Source organism: Riemerella anatipestifer (assembly GCF_009932355.1).
Lineage (GTDB): Bacteria > Bacteroidota > Bacteroidia > Flavobacteriales > Weeksellaceae > Riemerella > Riemerella anatipestifer_E.
In genome coordinates, this window is sequence record NZ_LEKU01000011.1 from 23,995 (window position 1) to 40,274 (window position 16,280).

General features: G+C 35.9%; 21 protein-coding genes. 9 read left to right on the forward strand and 12 right to left on the reverse strand.

Annotated elements, in window-relative coordinates; all coding sequences use genetic code 11:
• Positions 1-24: 24 nt before the first annotated feature.
• Complete coding sequence (locus tag GXW81_RS04910; RefSeq protein ID WP_161531437.1) at positions 25-744, forward strand: DNA-binding domain-containing protein; 720 nt, start codon at positions 25-27, stop codon at positions 742-744.
• Positions 745-929: 185 nt separating this feature from the next.
• Here GXW81_RS04910 and GXW81_RS04915 read toward each other — a convergent pair whose 3' ends face one another.
• From GXW81_RS04915 to GXW81_RS04945, 7 genes are all read right to left on the reverse strand, one after another.
• Positions 930-1,253: a YkvA family protein gene (locus tag GXW81_RS04915; RefSeq protein WP_161531438.1), complete on the reverse strand. Its 324-nt coding sequence runs from the start codon at positions 1,251-1,253 to the stop codon at positions 930-932.
• Positions 1,254-1,308: 55 nt separating this feature from the next.
• Positions 1,309-1,866: a TlpA disulfide reductase family protein gene (locus GXW81_RS04920; protein ID WP_161531439.1), complete on the reverse strand. Its 558-nt coding sequence runs from the start codon at positions 1,864-1,866 to the stop codon at positions 1,309-1,311.
• A 19-nt stretch (positions 1,867-1,885) separates the two neighbouring features.
• A complete protein-coding gene (locus tag GXW81_RS04925) occupies positions 1,886-2,449 on the reverse strand; it encodes a thioredoxin family protein (RefSeq protein WP_161531440.1) in 564 nt (187 codons plus the stop codon).
• A gap of 2 nt (positions 2,450-2,451) precedes the next feature.
• Positions 2,452-3,516, reverse strand: coding sequence for a chorismate synthase (gene aroC / locus GXW81_RS04930; protein WP_161531441.1), 1,065 nt, complete (start codon positions 3,514-3,516; stop codon positions 2,452-2,454).
• 41 nt (positions 3,517-3,557) lie between these two features.
• Positions 3,558-4,484, reverse strand: coding sequence for an endonuclease/exonuclease/phosphatase family protein (locus GXW81_RS04935; RefSeq protein ID WP_161531442.1), 927 nt, complete (start codon positions 4,482-4,484; stop codon positions 3,558-3,560).
• A gap of 81 nt (positions 4,485-4,565) precedes the next feature.
• Entirely contained in the window at positions 4,566-6,008 is a 1,443-nt protein-coding gene (locus GXW81_RS04940; RefSeq protein ID WP_161531443.1) for an aminoacyl-histidine dipeptidase, read from the reverse strand.
• An 88-nt stretch (positions 6,009-6,096) separates the two neighbouring features.
• On the reverse strand, positions 6,097-6,645 hold the full coding sequence (locus GXW81_RS04945; RefSeq protein WP_161531444.1) for a YqgE/AlgH family protein: 549 nt from the start codon (positions 6,643-6,645) through the stop codon (positions 6,097-6,099).
• A 22-nt stretch (positions 6,646-6,667) separates the two neighbouring features.
• On the opposite strand from GXW81_RS04945, the gene pdxH reads away from it, so the two are divergent.
• Complete coding sequence (gene pdxH / locus GXW81_RS04950) at positions 6,668-7,312, forward strand: pyridoxamine 5'-phosphate oxidase (RefSeq protein WP_161531445.1); 645 nt, start codon at positions 6,668-6,670, stop codon at positions 7,310-7,312.
• A gap of 66 nt (positions 7,313-7,378) precedes the next feature.
• Positions 7,379-8,455 carry a DUF2891 domain-containing protein gene (locus GXW81_RS04955; protein ID WP_161531446.1) on the forward strand — a complete coding sequence of 359 codons (1,077 nt, stop codon included), beginning with the start codon at positions 7,379-7,381 and terminating at the stop codon, positions 8,453-8,455.
• Between the two features lie 65 nt (positions 8,456-8,520).
• Here GXW81_RS04955 and GXW81_RS04960 read toward each other — a convergent pair whose 3' ends face one another.
• Both GXW81_RS04960 and GXW81_RS04965 read right to left on the reverse strand, forming a co-directional pair.
• Positions 8,521-9,186: a hypothetical protein gene (locus GXW81_RS04960; protein WP_014938398.1), complete on the reverse strand. Its 666-nt coding sequence runs from the start codon at positions 9,184-9,186 to the stop codon at positions 8,521-8,523.
• A 94-nt stretch (positions 9,187-9,280) separates the two neighbouring features.
• Positions 9,281-9,571, reverse strand: a complete 291-nt coding sequence (locus GXW81_RS04965) for an HU family DNA-binding protein (protein ID WP_153928676.1) — start codon at positions 9,569-9,571, stop codon at positions 9,281-9,283.
• A 296-nt stretch (positions 9,572-9,867) separates the two neighbouring features.
• Between GXW81_RS04965 and panD the strand changes: the two genes are divergently transcribed.
• Genes panD through cmk form a run of 4 tightly spaced genes read left to right on the forward strand, consistent with a single transcriptional unit; the run spans position 9,868 to position 12,960 of the window.
• The gene (gene panD, locus GXW81_RS04970) at positions 9,868-10,218 is read left to right on the forward strand and encodes an aspartate 1-decarboxylase (protein ID WP_038694027.1); all 351 of its coding nucleotides are present in this window, start codon (positions 9,868-9,870) and stop codon (positions 10,216-10,218) included.
• Positions 10,219-11,259: a lysylphosphatidylglycerol synthase transmembrane domain-containing protein gene (locus tag GXW81_RS04975; RefSeq protein WP_161531447.1), complete on the forward strand. Its 1,041-nt coding sequence runs from the start codon at positions 10,219-10,221 to the stop codon at positions 11,257-11,259.
• 12 nt (positions 11,260-11,271) lie between these two features.
• Positions 11,272-12,267 carry a type IX secretion system protein PorQ gene (porQ, locus tag GXW81_RS04980; RefSeq protein WP_161531448.1) on the forward strand — a complete coding sequence of 332 codons (996 nt, stop codon included), beginning with the start codon at positions 11,272-11,274 and terminating at the stop codon, positions 12,265-12,267.
• A 21-nt stretch (positions 12,268-12,288) separates the two neighbouring features.
• On the forward strand, positions 12,289-12,960 hold the full coding sequence (gene cmk, locus GXW81_RS04985; RefSeq protein WP_161531476.1) for a (d)CMP kinase: 672 nt from the start codon (positions 12,289-12,291) through the stop codon (positions 12,958-12,960).
• A 30-nt stretch (positions 12,961-12,990) separates the two neighbouring features.
• Here cmk and folP read toward each other — a convergent pair whose 3' ends face one another.
• From folP to GXW81_RS05000, 3 genes are read right to left on the reverse strand one after another with little or no spacing between them, the layout of a single operon-like run.
• Positions 12,991-13,815, reverse strand: coding sequence for a dihydropteroate synthase (folP, locus tag GXW81_RS04990; protein WP_161531449.1), 825 nt, complete (start codon positions 13,813-13,815; stop codon positions 12,991-12,993).
• Between the two features lie 15 nt (positions 13,816-13,830).
• On the reverse strand, positions 13,831-14,523 hold the full coding sequence (locus GXW81_RS04995) for an LrgB family protein (protein WP_161531450.1): 693 nt from the start codon (positions 14,521-14,523) through the stop codon (positions 13,831-13,833).
• Between the two features lie 2 nt (positions 14,524-14,525).
• Entirely contained in the window at positions 14,526-14,873 is a 348-nt protein-coding gene (locus GXW81_RS05000) for a CidA/LrgA family protein (protein ID WP_109475102.1), read from the reverse strand.
• A 113-nt stretch (positions 14,874-14,986) separates the two neighbouring features.
• Between GXW81_RS05000 and GXW81_RS05005 the strand changes: the two genes are divergently transcribed.
• On the forward strand, positions 14,987-15,652 hold the full coding sequence (locus GXW81_RS05005) for an ABC transporter ATP-binding protein (RefSeq protein WP_161531451.1): 666 nt from the start codon (positions 14,987-14,989) through the stop codon (positions 15,650-15,652).
• A gap of 6 nt (positions 15,653-15,658) precedes the next feature.
• Entirely contained in the window at positions 15,659-16,270 is a 612-nt protein-coding gene (locus GXW81_RS05010; RefSeq protein ID WP_161531452.1) for a murein L,D-transpeptidase catalytic domain-containing protein, read from the forward strand.
• The last annotated feature ends 10 nt before the right edge of the window (positions 16,271-16,280 follow it).

Below are 16,280 nucleotides of genomic sequence, written 5' to 3' on the forward strand. Positions count from 1 at the left end.
ACTAACATCAAAAATTTATACATTATGAACACTTTAAAAGCGTGGTTGCGTCCCAACCTACTGACTAAAGATGACCCTAACGATTTTGTAGCCGTGCCACTTCTAGGTGGTAGCCTTGGCATTACAGAAATCATAGAAGCCCTTAAAAAAGAAGGTATGGAGATACAGACCGAAACGGCGGTAGATATCATCACCCGTTTTAACCGCAAGGCATCAGAGCTAGTACTTAATGGATATAGCGTGAATACAGGACTGGTGTATATGCGTCCTGCCATTAAGGGCGTGTTTTATGACAAGACTTGGGATAAGGAGAAGCACTCGGTTTACGTAAATGTAAACCAAGGCACCGACCTAAGAAAAGCCGCCAACGATACCAAAGTGGAAATCTTAGGCGAACAATCTAGCCCAATGAGCGTGTTCAGCATTATCGACAAAGCCACTGGTAAAGCAGATGGTACGCTTACTAAAGGCAAAAATGCCGAAATCAAAGGCACTTATATTAAAATAGACGGGGACAATCCTAAAAATGGTATCGTCTTTAAAAACTTAGACAACCAAAATGAGGTTAAGTTGGCTAAAGATAGTATCGTAATCAATGAGCCGTCAAGGTTACTCATACTGATTCCTTCAGATTTAGAAGCAGGAAACTATGAACTCAGCATTACCACGCAATATAGTAATGGTAAAACAGTGCTTAAAGAGCCAAGAACAGAGGTGTTATCTACCCCTATAGTGATTGGTTAATTAAAAACGGAACACAAATTTGTGTTCCGTTTTTTAGCAGTTCGCCTCTGCTCGTACGAGCAGAGGCGAACTGTCTTATCTAGCAGAGGTGTTCTGCTTTACCGAGCAGAACACCTCTGACAATAGGGATGATTCTATAAGAAATACTTCTACAAAATAAGGCTACCTTTGGGGTAGCCTTTGTTTTAATTTATCTCAATGGTTTTTACCATTTTTTTCTTGGTTTCCCATTCGGAGAATTGGTTGAGCTCTTTCATTAAGAGCGGAAGCACTAAAGCCAAAATACCCAAGTCGTCCATCACCCCAATAGCAGGTATAAAATCTGGTAAAATGTCTATAGGCGAAATAATATAAACTAAGGCTATGGCGGGAAGTAAAACATTCTTAACCGAAGGTTTATATTGTTTGCTAATGGTGGCTTTTATCATTCGTAAAAGTTCGGGCATTCTTCTTAAAAGCCCTTTGTTTTGAAACAAAGCCAATCCCAAAAACTTTAATCTAGATTTCATTTTTTATATGATTAAATAATTCAGGAGCAAAATACTCAAAATCCGTTCCAAAATATTATTTGGCTATTGTTTCTACCAGTTGGTGTACATTGGCAGAATTCCAATCGTTGGCGGTATCGTCCTTTTCTACAATTCTCCCCGTTTTGTCTATAATAAAAGTCGTAGGGAAGGATTTGGGTAGTAGCTTGTCTAAAATAGGGCTTTGGGCAATATAGACAGGAGCGGTATAGTGGTTATCCGCTAGAAATTGCTTCACTTTTTCCTCATCATCTTGCATAGCGATAAGTACAAAACTCATTTTGTCGTTTTGTTTATCGTAGAGTTTTTGGATAGAACCCCATTCTGCGCGGCAAGGTGGACACCAGCTTCCCCAAAAGTTAAGAAACAGTGTTTTACCTTTAAAATTTTTTAGATTGGTATCAGGTACATTAACACCTTTTAGACTAATATCAAATTCTTCATCAGTAATGAGTAAAGCATTGTCTAGCTTTTCTATGGCAGGTTTCATAAGAAGCTGACTCCTTACAAAATCTCCAAATTTAGGAAATAAAAACACCGACAATAGCAAGGCGGTAAGTAGTAAGAAAATGAAATTCTTTTTTAGAAAATTCATAGTGTTATATTTAGTTAAATTACAGCAGTTCTAAAATTTCGTTTAGGGTATCTTTACCTTTATTTTTGGCGTAATAGACTTGCAAATCGTTGTGGAATTGCTCTTTAGAATAAGTATCAGGAGAGGTTTTAAACTTTTCAAACAGCTCTACACCATATTTAGGGCGAGGTCCCCAAGTTTTAATCACATTAAAGGTTTCATCTAAGATTAAGACTTTCGGGATAGACCTGCCTCCGTTGGTTAAAAATTGGTCTATAAGGGAAGTGTCAGAATCTCTATAAAATAGTCTTACATCATTTCTACCTTCAAAAAAACGAGCCAATACAGGCACGAGTTGACTGGCATCTCCACACCAAGGCTCCGAAATAATGAGTATTTTACCATTGAATTTTTTGGATTCTAAAGTTTTAAAATTCTCATCCGTAGGTTTGAATACCTTTAACATACGGTTCATTCTTTGAAGTCCTAGTTCGTAGTAAGGTTTTTTCTCTGCCTCTTCTTCGGTTTTAGGGTGGCTTATTCTGTGGTGAGTTTCTTCTAAATAAGCCTCAAAAGAAACGGCTTTATCCCAATAGTTTTTCATAGTTATTTTCTTCTTATTTGGTTAATTAAAAATAAATCGGCAAGTACAAAAGCGGTAAGATTTTCTACCACAGGTACTGCACGAGGAAGCACGCAAGGGTCGTGTCTGCCTTTACCTTCTACCGTTACTTTATTGCCTAGTTTATCCACGCTTTCTTGTGGTCTTAAAATAGTAGCCACAGGTTTAAAAGCCACACGGAAATAAATATCCATTCCGTTGGAAATACCGCCTTGTATGCCACCTGATAGATTGGTTTTGGTAGAAAAATCAGTATTGAATAAATCGTTGTGTTCTTTACCAGTCATAGTGGCTCCACAAAATCCACTGCCGTACTCAAAGCCCTTAGCTGCATTGATGTTGAGCATCGCCTTAGCAAGTTCTGCTTGAAGTTTGCCAAACACAGGTTCGCCTATCCCTGCGGGTAGATTTTTAACCACACAAGTAATGGTGCCTCCTATGGTGTTGCCTTCTTTTTTAATCTCTTTAATTCGGTCAATCATTTTCTTTGCGACATTCTCGTCTGGGCAACGGATTTCGTTGCTTTCTGTTTTAGAAAAATCCAAATCTTGGTAAGGTTTTTCGCAAAATATATTTCCTACGGAAGACACATAGGCGTGTATTTCGACCTCTTTTGGGAGAATGTTTTTTGCTAAAGCTCCAGCAGCTACCCAATTGATGGTTTCTCTAGCCGATGATTTGCCTCCGCCACGGTGGTCTCTATGTCCGAATTTTTGGTCGTAAGTAAAATCGGCGTGGCTAGGGCGATAAGCAGCCGCTAAGTGGTCGTAATCTTTACTTTTTTGATTTTCATTTTCTATAATAAAGCCGATTGGAGTACCTGTGGTTTTGCCTTCAAAAATACCAGACAGAAATTTCACTGTGTCGCTTTCCTTTCTTTGGGTTACGATGGCAGATTGTCCAGGTTTTCTTCTGTCTAATTCTTTCTGTACGGCATCTAAATCTACTTCTATCCCTGCAGGAAAATTGGTGATGATGCCTCCGTAAGCTAAACCGTGACTTTCTCCAAAGGTATTCAAAGAAAGAAAATTACCTAATTGATTATGCATGTTGCAAAGTTAATATTTTATGAGGTTATAATTAAGAATATTTATCCTTTGGCTAAAGATTCAAATTCTACCAATACAGGGAAATGGTCGCTATAACCTCCCAAATACCTCGTTCCAGAGTAGGTTCTGAAAGGTCTGCTTTTCATTTTATCCCAGTTTTTTATCTCGGTTGGATTAAATACTTCCGCTTTTTTATAGGTTAGCCCGAAGGAAGTTTGAAAAAAATCTCTTGAAAACATAATTTGGTCAAACAACAATCCTTCTTTTTTGTGATAAGTAGAGTAGTCCCCTAAATAATACAATGCCGAAAACGGATTGTGTAATAGCTCTAAAATTCCTTCGTGGTAAGTAAATTGAATGAGATTGTCTTCGTTAGGGTTTTCGTTAAAATCTCCCAATACGAGTACAGCTTCTTTATCTTTGATGATAATGTTTTCTATCAAAGCGTTGATGTTTTCTAAAATTTCATTTCGTTTAGGGAGGTTGATGTCTTGCTCTCTTTTGGAAGGTAGATGCATCACAAAACAATGGAATGTTTCTCCGTTATATTCTAATACAGAATGTAGTACATCTCTAGTGGTATCTTCGTAAAGTTCTCCTTGTTCGTTTTTCATTTCAAACTTAAACCTGATGGGGTCAGAGTGTTTCACTGTGATTTTGTTCTTGTCATAAAGAAGAGCGACATCTATGCCTCTTTCATCAGGAGATTCGTAGTGTAGATAGTGATAGTTTCCTCCAAAAACAGGTTTAGCTAATAAGTCTTCTAGCACTGTTTTATTTCCTATTTCGGCTAGTCCCACTAACATCGGTAGGGCATTATGATATTGCTTTATAAGTTCAAAAATGTGTGCTGTTTTATGGAGTTTATTGTGGTATTTGTAATTATCCCAGTGAGGCAAATATGGCGTGTGTGGCGGAAAAAAATTCTCCACATTATAAAAAGCAACAATTTCTTTTTTTGTGTTCATTATTTAAAGACTTTAGTGGTCTTATGATTAAGTGAAAAGTTTAAAAAAGCCCTCAAATCATCGAGAGCTTTTTTAGTTTGATTATTTCTTTTCTGGGATATTGGCTAAAATTTCTTTCAGGAACTTCCAAAACTTCTGTGTTGAAGAAATACTTGCTCTTTCATCAGGAGAGTGAGCCCCTTTGATAGTTGGTCCAAAACTTACCATTTCCATTTTAGGGTAATTAGCACCAATAATTCCGCACTCTAGACCAGCGTGGCAAGCCACTACATTAGGTTTAGAATTAAATTCTCTCTGGTAGATTTCTTCCATTACTTTAATGATTTCAGCTCCTGGCTTTGGCTTCCACCCAGGATATGAACCACTGAATTTTACTTCCATTCCTGCCAGTTCAAAACTTGCTCGGAGTTGGTTAGCTACTGCTAATTTGCTAGATTCCACAGATGAACGAGAAAGATTGAGTATTTGTAAAGCCCCATCTTTAAGTTCCACTCTAGCGATATTATTAGAAGCCTCCACCAAGTCTTCTACATCTGGAGACATGCGGTAAACGCCATTGTGAGCAGCATTAAGGGCTAAAATAATTTTAGAACTATCCTCTACGCTTAGAGCGTTACCTTCTATATCACAAGATTCTATACTGATGTTTAAGTCTTTTTCTAGTGTGGCAAATTCCTCTAATATTTCAGACTTTAAAGCTTCAAATTCGATAGAGAATGCTTCTTTATTAGAAACTAAAACAGACACGCTACCTTCTCTAGGGATAGCATTTCTAAGGCTACCTGCGTCTATACTTACTAATCTAGGCTCGTGAGTAACGGCTAACATTAAGAACCTTGCCAAAATCTTGTTAGCGTTACCTAAACCTTTGTGTATATCCATTCCAGAATGTCCGCCTTTAAGACCTTTTACAGTAATTCTGAAGCCATTTTCTGTTACTTTTTGAGTATTGTATTTTTGAGTGGCGGTAACATCTATTCCTCCAGCACAGCCTATGTCAATCTCATCGTCTTCTTCTGTATCTAGGTTGAGGAGAATCTCTCCGTTTAGAGTGTTAGGCTCTAGTCCAAACGCTCCAGTCATACCTGTCTCTTCATCTATTGTAAATAGGGCCTCTAATGCAGGGTGAGCAATATCTGTACTTTCGAGGATACTCATCATTGCAGCAACGCCTAGACCATTATCTGCTCCTAGAGTGGTTCCTTTGGCTCTTACCCAATCGCCATCTACATACATTTCAATCCCTTGGTTGTCAAAATCGAAATTAACATCATTGTTTTTTTGGCAAACCATATCTAGGTGAGATTGGAGTACAATAGGTTGTTTGTTCTCCATACCTTGTGTGGCAGGTTTTCTAATAATAACATTACCTGTTTTGTCCACAGAGGTTTCTAAGCCTAAGTTTTCTCCAAAATTTTTGATGAAATTTATAACCCTTTCCTCCTTTTTAGAAGGTCTAGGGACTGCATTAAGAGCAGAGAAATTTTTCCAAATTATTTGTGGTTCTATTTGTGATAAACTCATAATTGATATATCTTTTTTATTTTTCCAAAGTTACAAAAAATCCGCTGATGTCCAGATGTTCTAGTTGAAATGAGAATATACCAAGCGATTAATTCATAGAAACATCTTCGGGCGTATTTGCCCAAATTAGATGAAGCCCACCCAAGTTCTCCATAATATTCTTCCAAAGAGTGTGGCTGAAACTTGCAGTTAAATCTATCTCATAGTTTTCTACAGGAATCCAATATTTATTCTCTATTTCTGTGTCCAATTGCATAGCTCCCCAGCCAGAATAACCATAGAATATTTTTATATCCTCAGGGGCGATGGTTCCCATCATGATTGCACCGATGACTTTAGAGGCATTTTCTGTAAAGGTGTAACCTTCTGTAATCTTTTCGGCGTCTAAGGCAGGTTCATTTCCTTTAATAATGAAAAACATTTGAGTAGTACCTACAGGACCACCTGAATAAACTTCTAAGTCTGGTGATAAGGATTTTTGAAAATGATGACTTAACACAGGGTTTTTCTTGTTGAGAATAAGTCCAAATGCTCCTTCCTCGTCGTGATTGATGATTAAAACGACCGAACGAGAAAATATATCCCCAGAAACATCAGGAGTAGAAATTAAAATTTTACCTTTGTAAGACCGATTCATAACCCAAAAGTAAATAAAATTTATGGAAAATCTACACGATAAAAGAAAAGTTTATGATAAAGGTGCTTTGTTAGAAGAGCAAGTGAAACCTAACCCAATAGAGCAGTTTAGAGATTGGTTTTCTGATGCTGAGGAACACCCTGCCATTGCTGAGGCTAATGCTATGAGTATTTCTACCATAGATAAAGACGGTTGCCCTAGAACAAGAATGGTACTGCTAAAGGCATACACTTGGGAAGGTTTTATTTTTTATACCAACTATGATAGCCAAAAAGGGCAAGCTATAGAAGAGTATCATAAGGCGTGTTTACATTTCTTTTATCCACCGTTAGAGCGTCAGATTATAATTAAAGCTAATATAGAACGCTTGGCGGAAAATTTAAGTGATGGTTACTTTCACTCTCGTCCTAGAGGAAGCCAGTTGGGAGCGGTAGTATCACCACAAAGTCAAGTGATACCTGATAGAAATTTTCTAGAAAATAAACTTCAATTACTAGAAAAAGAACTGGAAGGAAAGGAAATTCCAAGACCTGAAAACTGGGGGGGCTACTTGGCAAAGCCTTACGAAATAGAGTTTTGGCAAGGAAGACCCAACAGGTTACACGATAGAATAGTCTATAAATTAACAGATGATTTTGATTGGCAAATAGTTAGATTAGCACCTTAAAAATTTTGAGAATCTAATCAAAATAGTGTAGATTTGGCATTGTTAAGTATAATTAAAATCGATTTTATGAAATATAAATTGTTTTCTTTGGCACTAGCTTTCGGTCTTTTTGGAAATGTGTCAGCACAGGAAACTAAAAAAAACTCGGACGAAATATTAGTTAAGTTATCTAATTTACCGTTGCATTGTATCCGTTGTGAGTATCCTAATAAGACAGGACATATGATAAACGAGGAAAAAGATGCTACTTTAACGCCTAGCCAGTTGCACCCAGTCTTTTACGGTTGTTTCGATTGGCATAGTAGTGTTCACGGGCATTGGATGTTAGTGAGGCTTATTAAAACAAGACCTAATATTTCTAATTATCAAGAAATTGTAAAATTATTAGATGAGTCTTTCGATTTGGAAAAAATAGAAGCAGAAGCTCGTTATTTTGACAAATATAAAGGTGCTAACGTGTTTGAGAGGACTTACGGTTGGGCGTGGTTGCTGAAGTTAGATGAAGAGCTGGTTACATGGGATAACCCTCTAGGGAAACAATGGCACGAAAAACTACAACCCTTAACACGAAAAATAGTATCTCTTTGGAGAGACTACTTGCCCAAACAAACTTATCCTAATAGAGTGGGGACGCACCCTAATACAGCATTTGCTCTCGGTTTTGCCATTGATTGGGCTAGAGCAACAAATAATAGCGTTTTTGAACAAGAATTGATACAAAAGTCCAAGCAATTATTTTTGAAAGATAGTTTAATTCCTGCTCATTTGGAGCCAGATGGGGCAGATTTCTTTTCTCCAAGCCTAGAAACTGCGGACTTAATGTCTAGAGTATTGCCACAGAAAGAGTATGTAAAATGGCTTAATCAGTTTTTTGATAAAAGAGGAGTAGAAAACATTATAAAAGCTCCTATCATTAGTGATATGAAAGATTATCAAATAGTACATTTAGTAGGGCTTTCGTTTTCTAAATCATGGTGTATGAAGCGTATTTCTAAAGTACTTCCGAAGAACCACCCTCTAAAAGAGAAATTTAAAGTCGCTTCTAAAGAATTGTTATCTAACGGACTGCCTCTGATTTTTGAAAGTGATTACGGTGGCGACCACTGGTTAGCGTCTTTTGCTTTGATGGCTATGGAAGAATAGAAACTAGATTTATATAATGCCTTAAAAATCCTTTTCATTAAGCTTTGAGAAGGATTATATAGAGTTTATTTTATTTTTGGTTCTTGTCCCAATAATGGCTTACAATAACGCCAGTAAATATTTTCCAAGTCTTCTAAATAAGGTAAAACATCATTATCAAATTGAACATACTTAAATTCTAAATCAATATCTTCAAATTGAGCGAACCATTTTCGTAGTTTCAAAGATGATGTTTTTTTGTGACCAATACCTAAGTGCTGTAAAAACCTTCCAAAAAGATTTTTTTCTACTTTGCCTAGATACAAAATTTTTGTCTCTATGTCTGCACCTTTGTTGACTACTGTCCACCAGCCAGAATTAGCTTTTTTTGAACTTTTAAATTTTTTTTGAATTTTTTCGTTTGATAAATTTGATTTATTAATTATTTCAAACCAATAAATAGTTGGTTTGTTACTATTTTCTTTTATTTCTTTTATTCTGTCAAATCTTTTAATTAGATTAGTTTTAAAAGTTTCATTTTCTTTGCGTGGAATTTTTTTCGAATTCTCTCTCAGTTTTAAAAAATCTGAAAATTCCTCTTCGAGAGCTTTTATAAAGTCCTTATTTATGATCAAAGAATTATGAATCTTTATGTTTTCCTTGTAATTTTTTTTTAAATCTTTGTAAAATAAAATTTTTCTATTTACATATTCGTCTATTATAGTATTTTCTATTATAGTGTCTTTAAGCATTTAGTAAAATTATTTTATTAGTAATTTATTATACTTAATTAAAAAGTCGCTTCTGTAAAACAAAAGCGACTTATTATTTCTTTGATGAAATAAATTATTTTTTCTTAGCACCTGCTACAGCATCAGCAAGCTCAGAACCAGCTTTAAATTTAGCTACTTTTTTAGCAGGGATTTTAATAGCTTTCTTAGTTGCAGGGTTGATACCTTGTCTAGCAGCTCTTTCAGCTACAGAGAAAGTTCCAAAACCAACTAAAGAAACTTTACCGTCTTTTTTCTTAAGAGTTTCAGTTACAGCGTTAACGAAAGATTCTAGAGCTTTCTTAGCTGCTACTTTTGTGATTTCGGCATCTTTTGCCATTACGTCGATTAATTCAGACTTGTTCATAATGTTATAATTAAAAGTTAAGTTCTTATTGATAGCAAATATAAAAGTTTTTTTGAAGTTTACAAATTTTTTATCAAAAAATAATTTTAAATTGATAAAATCTACCTTTTTTCTTCCAAATTTTTTAAACTCATTTTTTGTTTTATATAGGCTTTATAAGCTGTATTTTATTTTTAAGTGGTTGTTTTATAGTTGTTTAATTATATTTAATTTAATTGTTGTTAAATTGAATAATACAAAAAAATACCACATCTAAAAATAGAGACTGTTTTGATAATTTGGTTTAAATTTGCAACATGTTAATAGAAGTATTTAAATCAAAGATTCATAGAGTAAAGGTGACAGAGTCTGACCTTAACTATATGGGTAGTATTACAATAGATGAGGAGCTTATAGAAGCAGCAGGTATTGTAGTGGGCGAAAGGGTTTATATCGTAAATGTGAACAATGGGGAGCGTTTTGATACCTATGTGATTAAAGGTAAGAGAAAGTCTGGAGAGGTTTGCCTCAACGGTCCTGCGGCGAGAAAGGTGCAGAAAGGAGATATCATCATCATTATTTCTTATGCACAGATGACTCCAGAAGAAGCACAGAATTTTCAACCTAAAATCGTTTTCCCTAACGAAGAAACTAACCTACTTACTTAGATGACGGCTAAAAGTAATCATAATCCGCTTAAGACACTACTTACCATAGTTGTATCTATTGGTTTTGCAGGATTGTTTATGTGGTTGGCTGTAAAAGGGTTAGATTTAGAAAGTATTAAGCAATCTCTTGCCAAAGCAAATTATTTTTGGGTAGCGGTAGCCGCTTTTTTTGGAGTGCTGGCGTATTGGGTAAGAGCGGTACGCTGGAATTTACTGCTAGAACCTATGGGATACACTATTTCTAATGCCAATGCACTTTGGACTTTATCCTTTGGTTATTTAATGAACCTTACCATTCCTAGAAGTGGTGAAGTAGCAAGAGCAACAGCCCTCTATGGTGTTGAAAAAGTGCCTGTAGATAAATCGTTTGGAACGATTATTTTAGAGAGAGTAGTAGATTTAGTGTGTATGGGGCTTTTTTTAGCATTGACTCTATTGTTTAAATACGATGCTATACTTTCTTTCTACAAAATGGCGTCGGAACAAAAACAAGAACAGCAATCACTACAAGAAGGGAACTCATATAGTATGATTATTTCTTTAGTTTTATTGATGTTGGGTGCGTTGGCTTTAATTCTTTTTAGAAAAAAAATACAGCAGACTACAATATATCAGAAAGTAATCAGTTTTATTAAAGGAATTATAGATGGGTTAAAGACCATTTTTCAAATCAGACAAAGGTTGAAGTTTATCCTTTTATCTTTGGGGATTTGGGTGTGCTACTATCTAGCGGCGTATTTGGTTTGTTTTGCTTTGCCTGAAACTTCTAACTTAGGTATAGCAGATGGTTTCTTTATTATTGTGGTAGGAACATTAGGAATGATGGTTCCCGCAAGTGGTGGGATAGGAGCTTTCCATTTCGCACTTAAGATGGGATTTATGGCATTGTTTCTATCGTTTGGGTCGTCGCCAGAAAAAGGTGGTGAGGTAGGTTTATCTTATGCGTTTATATCTCATACAATGCAGCTGGTAATTATGCTAGTAATGGGGCTTATCGCAATTCCTATGTTGGCGAAGGCTAAGAAAATAGCATTCAAATAATGATTTAATATTTTGAAAAAGGTATTTTTATTTTTAGGATTAGTTATAGGTGCGTTGGTATCGGCTCAAGACGGTACTACGGTTTATAACTTCCTCAATATGCCTTTTTCTGCAAGACAAGCCGTTTTAGGAGAGGTGGTTTCGGTAAGAGATTACGATCAAAACTTAGCGGCGGTTAATCCAGCGTTGCTTAATGTGGAGATGGATTCTAGACTGTCCGTAAACTACGCTAGTTATTTGGCAGGGTCTCATTATGGTACAGTGAGTTATGCTAAAGACTTGGAGTATGGACATTTAGTTTCTGCCAATGTAAGGTATTTGGATTATGGTAATATGCCTAGAACAGATGAGTTTGGGAATATCAATGGCGATTTTTCTGCGATGGATGCCTCTTTAGGTTTGGGTTATGCTTATCAGTTTGAAGATAAATGGACGATAGGCTCTAACCTTAATTTGGTAACTTCCAAAATAGACAATTATAATTCTATGGCGGTAGTTGGGAGTCTAGGGGTGGCTTATCATAATGATAAATCTAAAGAAACAGTAGGTCTAGTCATAAGAAATTTTGGCTATCAATTCAAGACTTATAATGGTGTTAGGGAAAAGTTACCATTGAGGATAGATTTAGGCTATACCAAACAACTAGACGAATTTCCTTTAGCATTTACCATTACCGCACAAAATCTCCAAAAATGGAATGTTTCTCAAGATTATAACAGAAACGGACAAGAAACTAAATGGACGAGGAAATTGTTTGACCACTTTTCGTTTGGAGCGGAGCTGTTTCCTGAACAAAGTTTTAACCTTCGTTTGGGATATAATGTGAAACGAGGGAATGAATTAAGTATAGAGGAACAAAGGAGTTTCACAGGATTATCTTTCGGATTTGGTTTAAAGGTGTCTTACTTCCGTTTTGATTATACCCACAGTCGCTATCACAATGCGTCTAACTTTAATTTATTGGGCGTTTCGTTGGATTTAGTAGAGTTAAGTGGCTACAGAAGATAATAAAAATTAAAAACAACTATGATGACAAAATTACCCGTAATCGCTATAGATGGCTATTCTTCCACAGGGAAAAGTTCTATTTCTAAGGAAATAGCTAAAAGATTGGGGATTATCCATTTAGATACAGGGGCTTTGTATAGAGCCATTACTTATTTTGCCCTTCAGAACTGCCCTTCTACTGATGGGTTTGATTCTGTTGCTTTGGTGGAGCAACTGCCTAATATTCATTTAGAATTTAAAGAAGAACAGCATCAGTTATCTCTTTTCCTTAATGGGGAGAATGTGGCAGAGAAAATCCGTTCTATGGAGGTAAATCAAAAAGTAAGTGATGTTGCTAAAATGCCCGAAGTGAGAAACTTTCTGTTACAAACTCAAAGGGATATTGCGGCTAATGGAGGCGTGGTAATGGACGGTAGGGATATAGGCAGTGTGGTGCTTCCGAATGCTGATTATAAATTTTTCCTCACGGCGAGTGTTGAAGAAAGAACTAAACGAAGATTTCTAGAGCTAAAGGCTTCTGGTACAGAAACTACAATGGACGAAGTGAGAACTAACCTTATCGAACGAGATAAAAAAGACTCGGAGAGGGCGGTGGCTCCTTTAATCCAAACAAAAGATGCTATTTGTATAGACAATACCAACTTAGATAAAGAGCAGACGATAGAAGCTATCTTAAGCTATATTAAAAAATAAAAAAGAGAGGGTTTTTCCTCTCTTTTGTGTTTATGATAAGTATTGGTCTAGTGTTCTTTTAGTTGAAGCAACATCGTGTACGCGCAGAATACTAGCCCCTTGTTGGAGCACTTTTAGATGCAGTTGTTGCGTTTCTTCGTCTATTTCCAAAGGCGATTTCCCCAAAGGTTTATAGATAAACGATTTTCTAGAAATGCCAATCAGTAGGGGATATTTTCCAAATCCGATGTGTTCTACCTCGTCTATCATTGTCATTTGGTCTTCTATGGTTTTGCCGAACCCAAATCCAGGGTCTAATATCACATCGTGAACACCCAAAGATTTCAACTGATTTATTTTTTCGGAAAAATAGAAATTGATGCTTTTAGTAATATCATCGTAGTCAATTTTTTCGTGCATAGTTTGATATTCTGGGTTGATGTGCATCAGTACATAAGGGAGTTTTAGTTGAGCTACGGTCTCCCATACTTTGGGGTCAAACTGTCCACCAGAAATATCATTGATGAGGTCTATACCTTCCTCGTAACCAAAACGCATCACCTCACTATAAAAGGTGTCTAAAGAAATAAGTGCCTCGGGGAATTCTTTTTTTATAAGACTGATGAGATTTCCTATGCGTTTAATTTCCTCTTGTGCCGAAATTAGTTGGGCATTAGGGCGTGTAGATTGAGCTCCTAAATCAATAAACGAAGCCCCTTCTTTAAGCATTTTTTCAGTTTGAATTAAAGCAGAAGTTTCTGTATTGAATTTTCCGCCATCAGAAAAAGAATCTGGGGTAAGGTTAAGGATTCCCATAATTTTGGGAGTAGAAAAATCTACAAGTCTTCCCCTGCAGTTGATAGAGTGAGTTTTCATCAATAATAATTTATTTTAGAATAGCCAATTTACAATAATAGGAGCTAATAATGTAGTGAAAATCCCATTAAGTATTAGCCCTACACTTGCAAAACCAGCGTGTTTTTCGCTCATTTCTATTGCCATCATTACACCTAATCCGTGCGAAGAGGCTCCTAGCGAAATACTTTGACCCATTGGGCTATTGATTTTGGTGTACTTTAGAATTTGCAATCCTATAATTCCGCCCACCAGTCCTGTAATAATAACGGCAGAAACCGTAAGCGGAACAATACCTCCTACGGTGTTAGAAACTTCTATGGCAAGTGGTGTGGTAATAGATTTCGGGGCTAGTGAAATTACTACTTCTCTATTGGCTCCGAGTAATTTAGCTATAGAACAAACACTAATCACTCCCACTACGCTTCCAAACAAATGCGAGATAAGGATAGGGAGGAGTTGTTTCTTAATTCTTTCTAGTTGTAAATATAGTGGCACTGCAAGAGCGACTACAGAAGGTTTAAGCCAAAAATCTATATAGTTACCTGCCACAGCATAGGTATTGTAAGGGATATTAAATACCATTAGATAACCAATAATAACAGCGGAAGCAATAAGTACTGGATTGAGAAAAGGCGATTGTATTTTTCGGTTGAGCATAATGGTACCGTAGTATATCACAAAAGTAAGCCCTAACAACCAGATTGGATTCTCTAGAAAAACCATCATGCTTATTTCAATTTTTTACGAATGAATTGATAAACCTTACCTGTTACTAAAATTACCAAAGCACTACTGATAACAATGGATACCATAATAGGAATAATATTATCCCATAACAAATCAAAATAGAGCATTATTGCCACACATACAGGGATAAAGAATAGCCCTAGGTTACCTAAAAGAAAATCCGAAATACCTTTGACCCATTCTAGTTTTATCCATTTTTTATGAAGAGCAAAAGTCAGTAGAAACATACCGATAAGACTTGAGGGAAACTTAATTCCAGTAAGGAAAACTACTAATTCTCCCAACGCTAAAAATCCTAAAATAATGGCACAATATCTAGCTAAAATCATAATATTTGTTTATAGATTTTACAAGTAGGGCAAATATACAATATAATATTGGGTATTGATAAGTAGCATTATGAAGCCTTGTAAGTTGCTAAATATTATGTAAATTTGGGGCTATGATAAAGGCAAAAAAGATACATAAATACTACGGTGATTTAGAGGTACTAAAAGGGGTAGATATTGAGATAAAACCTGCAGAAGTGGTCTCTATAGTGGGAGAGTCTGGTGCAGGGAAATCTACACTATTACATATTTTGGGAACGCTGGATATGCCGTCTGATGTGGGTATATATGGTACAGAAATAAGCATTGCTGGGCATTCTTTTCTCACGATGAACGACAAGAATTTGTCTAAATTTAGAAACGAAAATATAGGTTTTGTGTTCCAAAGCCACCAGTTATTGCCAGAGTTTACCGCCTTGGAGAATGTTCTGTTGCCTATAAAAATCTCAGGAAAGCCTGAAAAAGATTATATAGAAAAGGCACACGCATTATTTGAAGAACTCAAAATAGCAGAGAGAATTAATCACAAGCCTAAACAACTTTCTGGGGGAGAAGCCCAAAGAGTAGCTGTGATTAGAGCGTTGATAGGCAGTCCTAAAGTTATTTTTGCTGATGAGCCTACAGGGAATTTAGACTCTAAAAATGCTGATGCATTGCATCAACTGTTTTTTGATCTTAGAGATAAATATCAGCAGACCTTCATCATTGTAACGCATAACAACACACTTGCCGATAGTACGGATAGAAAACTTGTTATGAAAGATGGGTTGATACTATAATAGAGTATGAGAACGCTTTGTCTCTTTTTGTTTTTAAGTATTTGGCATTCTTGTGATAAAGAGAATGTTCCGCTAGAATCAGCGAAATTAACGGTTCTAGATGATTCTTTTCAGCAAAAAAGAATTAAAGAGAAAGCTCTAGTTGCAAAGGAATATATCCAAAATAAAAATTATAATCAGGATATTGTGATGCTGATAGATTATAAAATTCCATCAGGAAAGTATCGCTTCTTTGTTTATAGTTTTAAAGCGGATAAAATCGTAGATAGGGGCTTGGTGGCTCACGGCTCAGGTTCGGTAAATAAAGCAGATAATACTCTTGTATTTTCTAATACAGAAAACTCATATCAGTCTTCTTTGGGTAAATTTAAAATAGGCAATAGTTATAGAGGGCAGTTTGGCAAATCTTATAGGCTGGTAGGGTTAGATAAATCCAATAGTAATGCCCTTCGTAGAGCTATTGTTTTACATAGTTATCATAGTATTCCGAATCAAGAAATAAATGGGGAAATTTCGTTGAGTTTAGGTTGTCCTATGGTTTCTCATTTGTTTTTTAATCGATTAGAAAATTATATAGATACTTCGGAAAAACCTATTTTGCTTTATTCTTATTATTAAATTAAATATC

Bases quoted from the DNA above. Each gene is read 5' to 3' on its own strand.
- GXW81_RS05010 (WP_161531452.1), top strand. From the start codon at position 15,659: ATGAGAACGCTTTGTCTCTTTTTGTTTTTAAGTATTTGGCATTCTTGT.
- pdxH (WP_161531445.1), top strand. From the start codon at position 6,668: ATGGAAAATCTACACGATAAAAGAAAAGTTTATGATAAAGGTGCTTTG.
- GXW81_RS04910 (WP_161531437.1), top strand. From the start codon at position 25: ATGAACACTTTAAAAGCGTGGTTGCGTCCCAACCTACTGACTAAAGAT.
- GXW81_RS04945 (WP_161531444.1), bottom strand. From the start codon at position 6,645: ATGAATCGGTCTTACAAAGGTAAAATTTTAATTTCTACTCCTGATGTT.
- GXW81_RS04915 (WP_161531438.1), bottom strand. From the start codon at position 1,253: ATGAAATCTAGATTAAAGTTTTTGGGATTGGCTTTGTTTCAAAACAAA.
- GXW81_RS04935 (WP_161531442.1), bottom strand. From the start codon at position 4,484: ATGAACACAAAAAAAGAAATTGTTGCTTTTTATAATGTGGAGAATTTT.
- GXW81_RS04920 (WP_161531439.1), bottom strand. From the start codon at position 1,866: ATGAATTTTCTAAAAAAGAATTTCATTTTCTTACTACTTACCGCCTTG.
- aroC (WP_161531441.1), bottom strand. From the start codon at position 3,516: ATGCATAATCAATTAGGTAATTTTCTTTCTTTGAATACCTTTGGAGAA.
- GXW81_RS04925 (WP_161531440.1), bottom strand. From the start codon at position 2,449: ATGAAAAACTATTGGGATAAAGCCGTTTCTTTTGAGGCTTATTTAGAA.
- GXW81_RS05005 (WP_161531451.1), top strand. From the start codon at position 14,987: ATGATAAAGGCAAAAAAGATACATAAATACTACGGTGATTTAGAGGTA.
- GXW81_RS04975 (WP_161531447.1), top strand. From the start codon at position 10,219: ATGACGGCTAAAAGTAATCATAATCCGCTTAAGACACTACTTACCATA.
- folP (WP_161531449.1), bottom strand. From the start codon at position 13,815: ATGAAAACTCACTCTATCAACTGCAGGGGAAGACTTGTAGATTTTTCT.
- GXW81_RS04965 (WP_153928676.1), bottom strand. From the start codon at position 9,571: ATGAACAAGTCTGAATTAATCGACGTAATGGCAAAAGATGCCGAAATC.
- panD (WP_038694027.1), top strand. From the start codon at position 9,868: ATGTTAATAGAAGTATTTAAATCAAAGATTCATAGAGTAAAGGTGACA.
- GXW81_RS05000 (WP_109475102.1), bottom strand. From the start codon at position 14,873: ATGATTTTAGCTAGATATTGTGCCATTATTTTAGGATTTTTAGCGTTG.
- GXW81_RS04995 (WP_161531450.1), bottom strand. From the start codon at position 14,523: ATGATGGTTTTTCTAGAGAATCCAATCTGGTTGTTAGGGCTTACTTTT.
- GXW81_RS04955 (WP_161531446.1), top strand. From the start codon at position 7,379: ATGAAATATAAATTGTTTTCTTTGGCACTAGCTTTCGGTCTTTTTGGA.
- GXW81_RS04940 (WP_161531443.1), bottom strand. From the start codon at position 6,008: ATGAGTTTATCACAAATAGAACCACAAATAATTTGGAAAAATTTCTCT.
- cmk (WP_161531476.1), top strand. From the start codon at position 12,289: ATGACAAAATTACCCGTAATCGCTATAGATGGCTATTCTTCCACAGGG.
- GXW81_RS04960 (WP_014938398.1), bottom strand. From the start codon at position 9,186: ATGCTTAAAGACACTATAATAGAAAATACTATAATAGACGAATATGTA.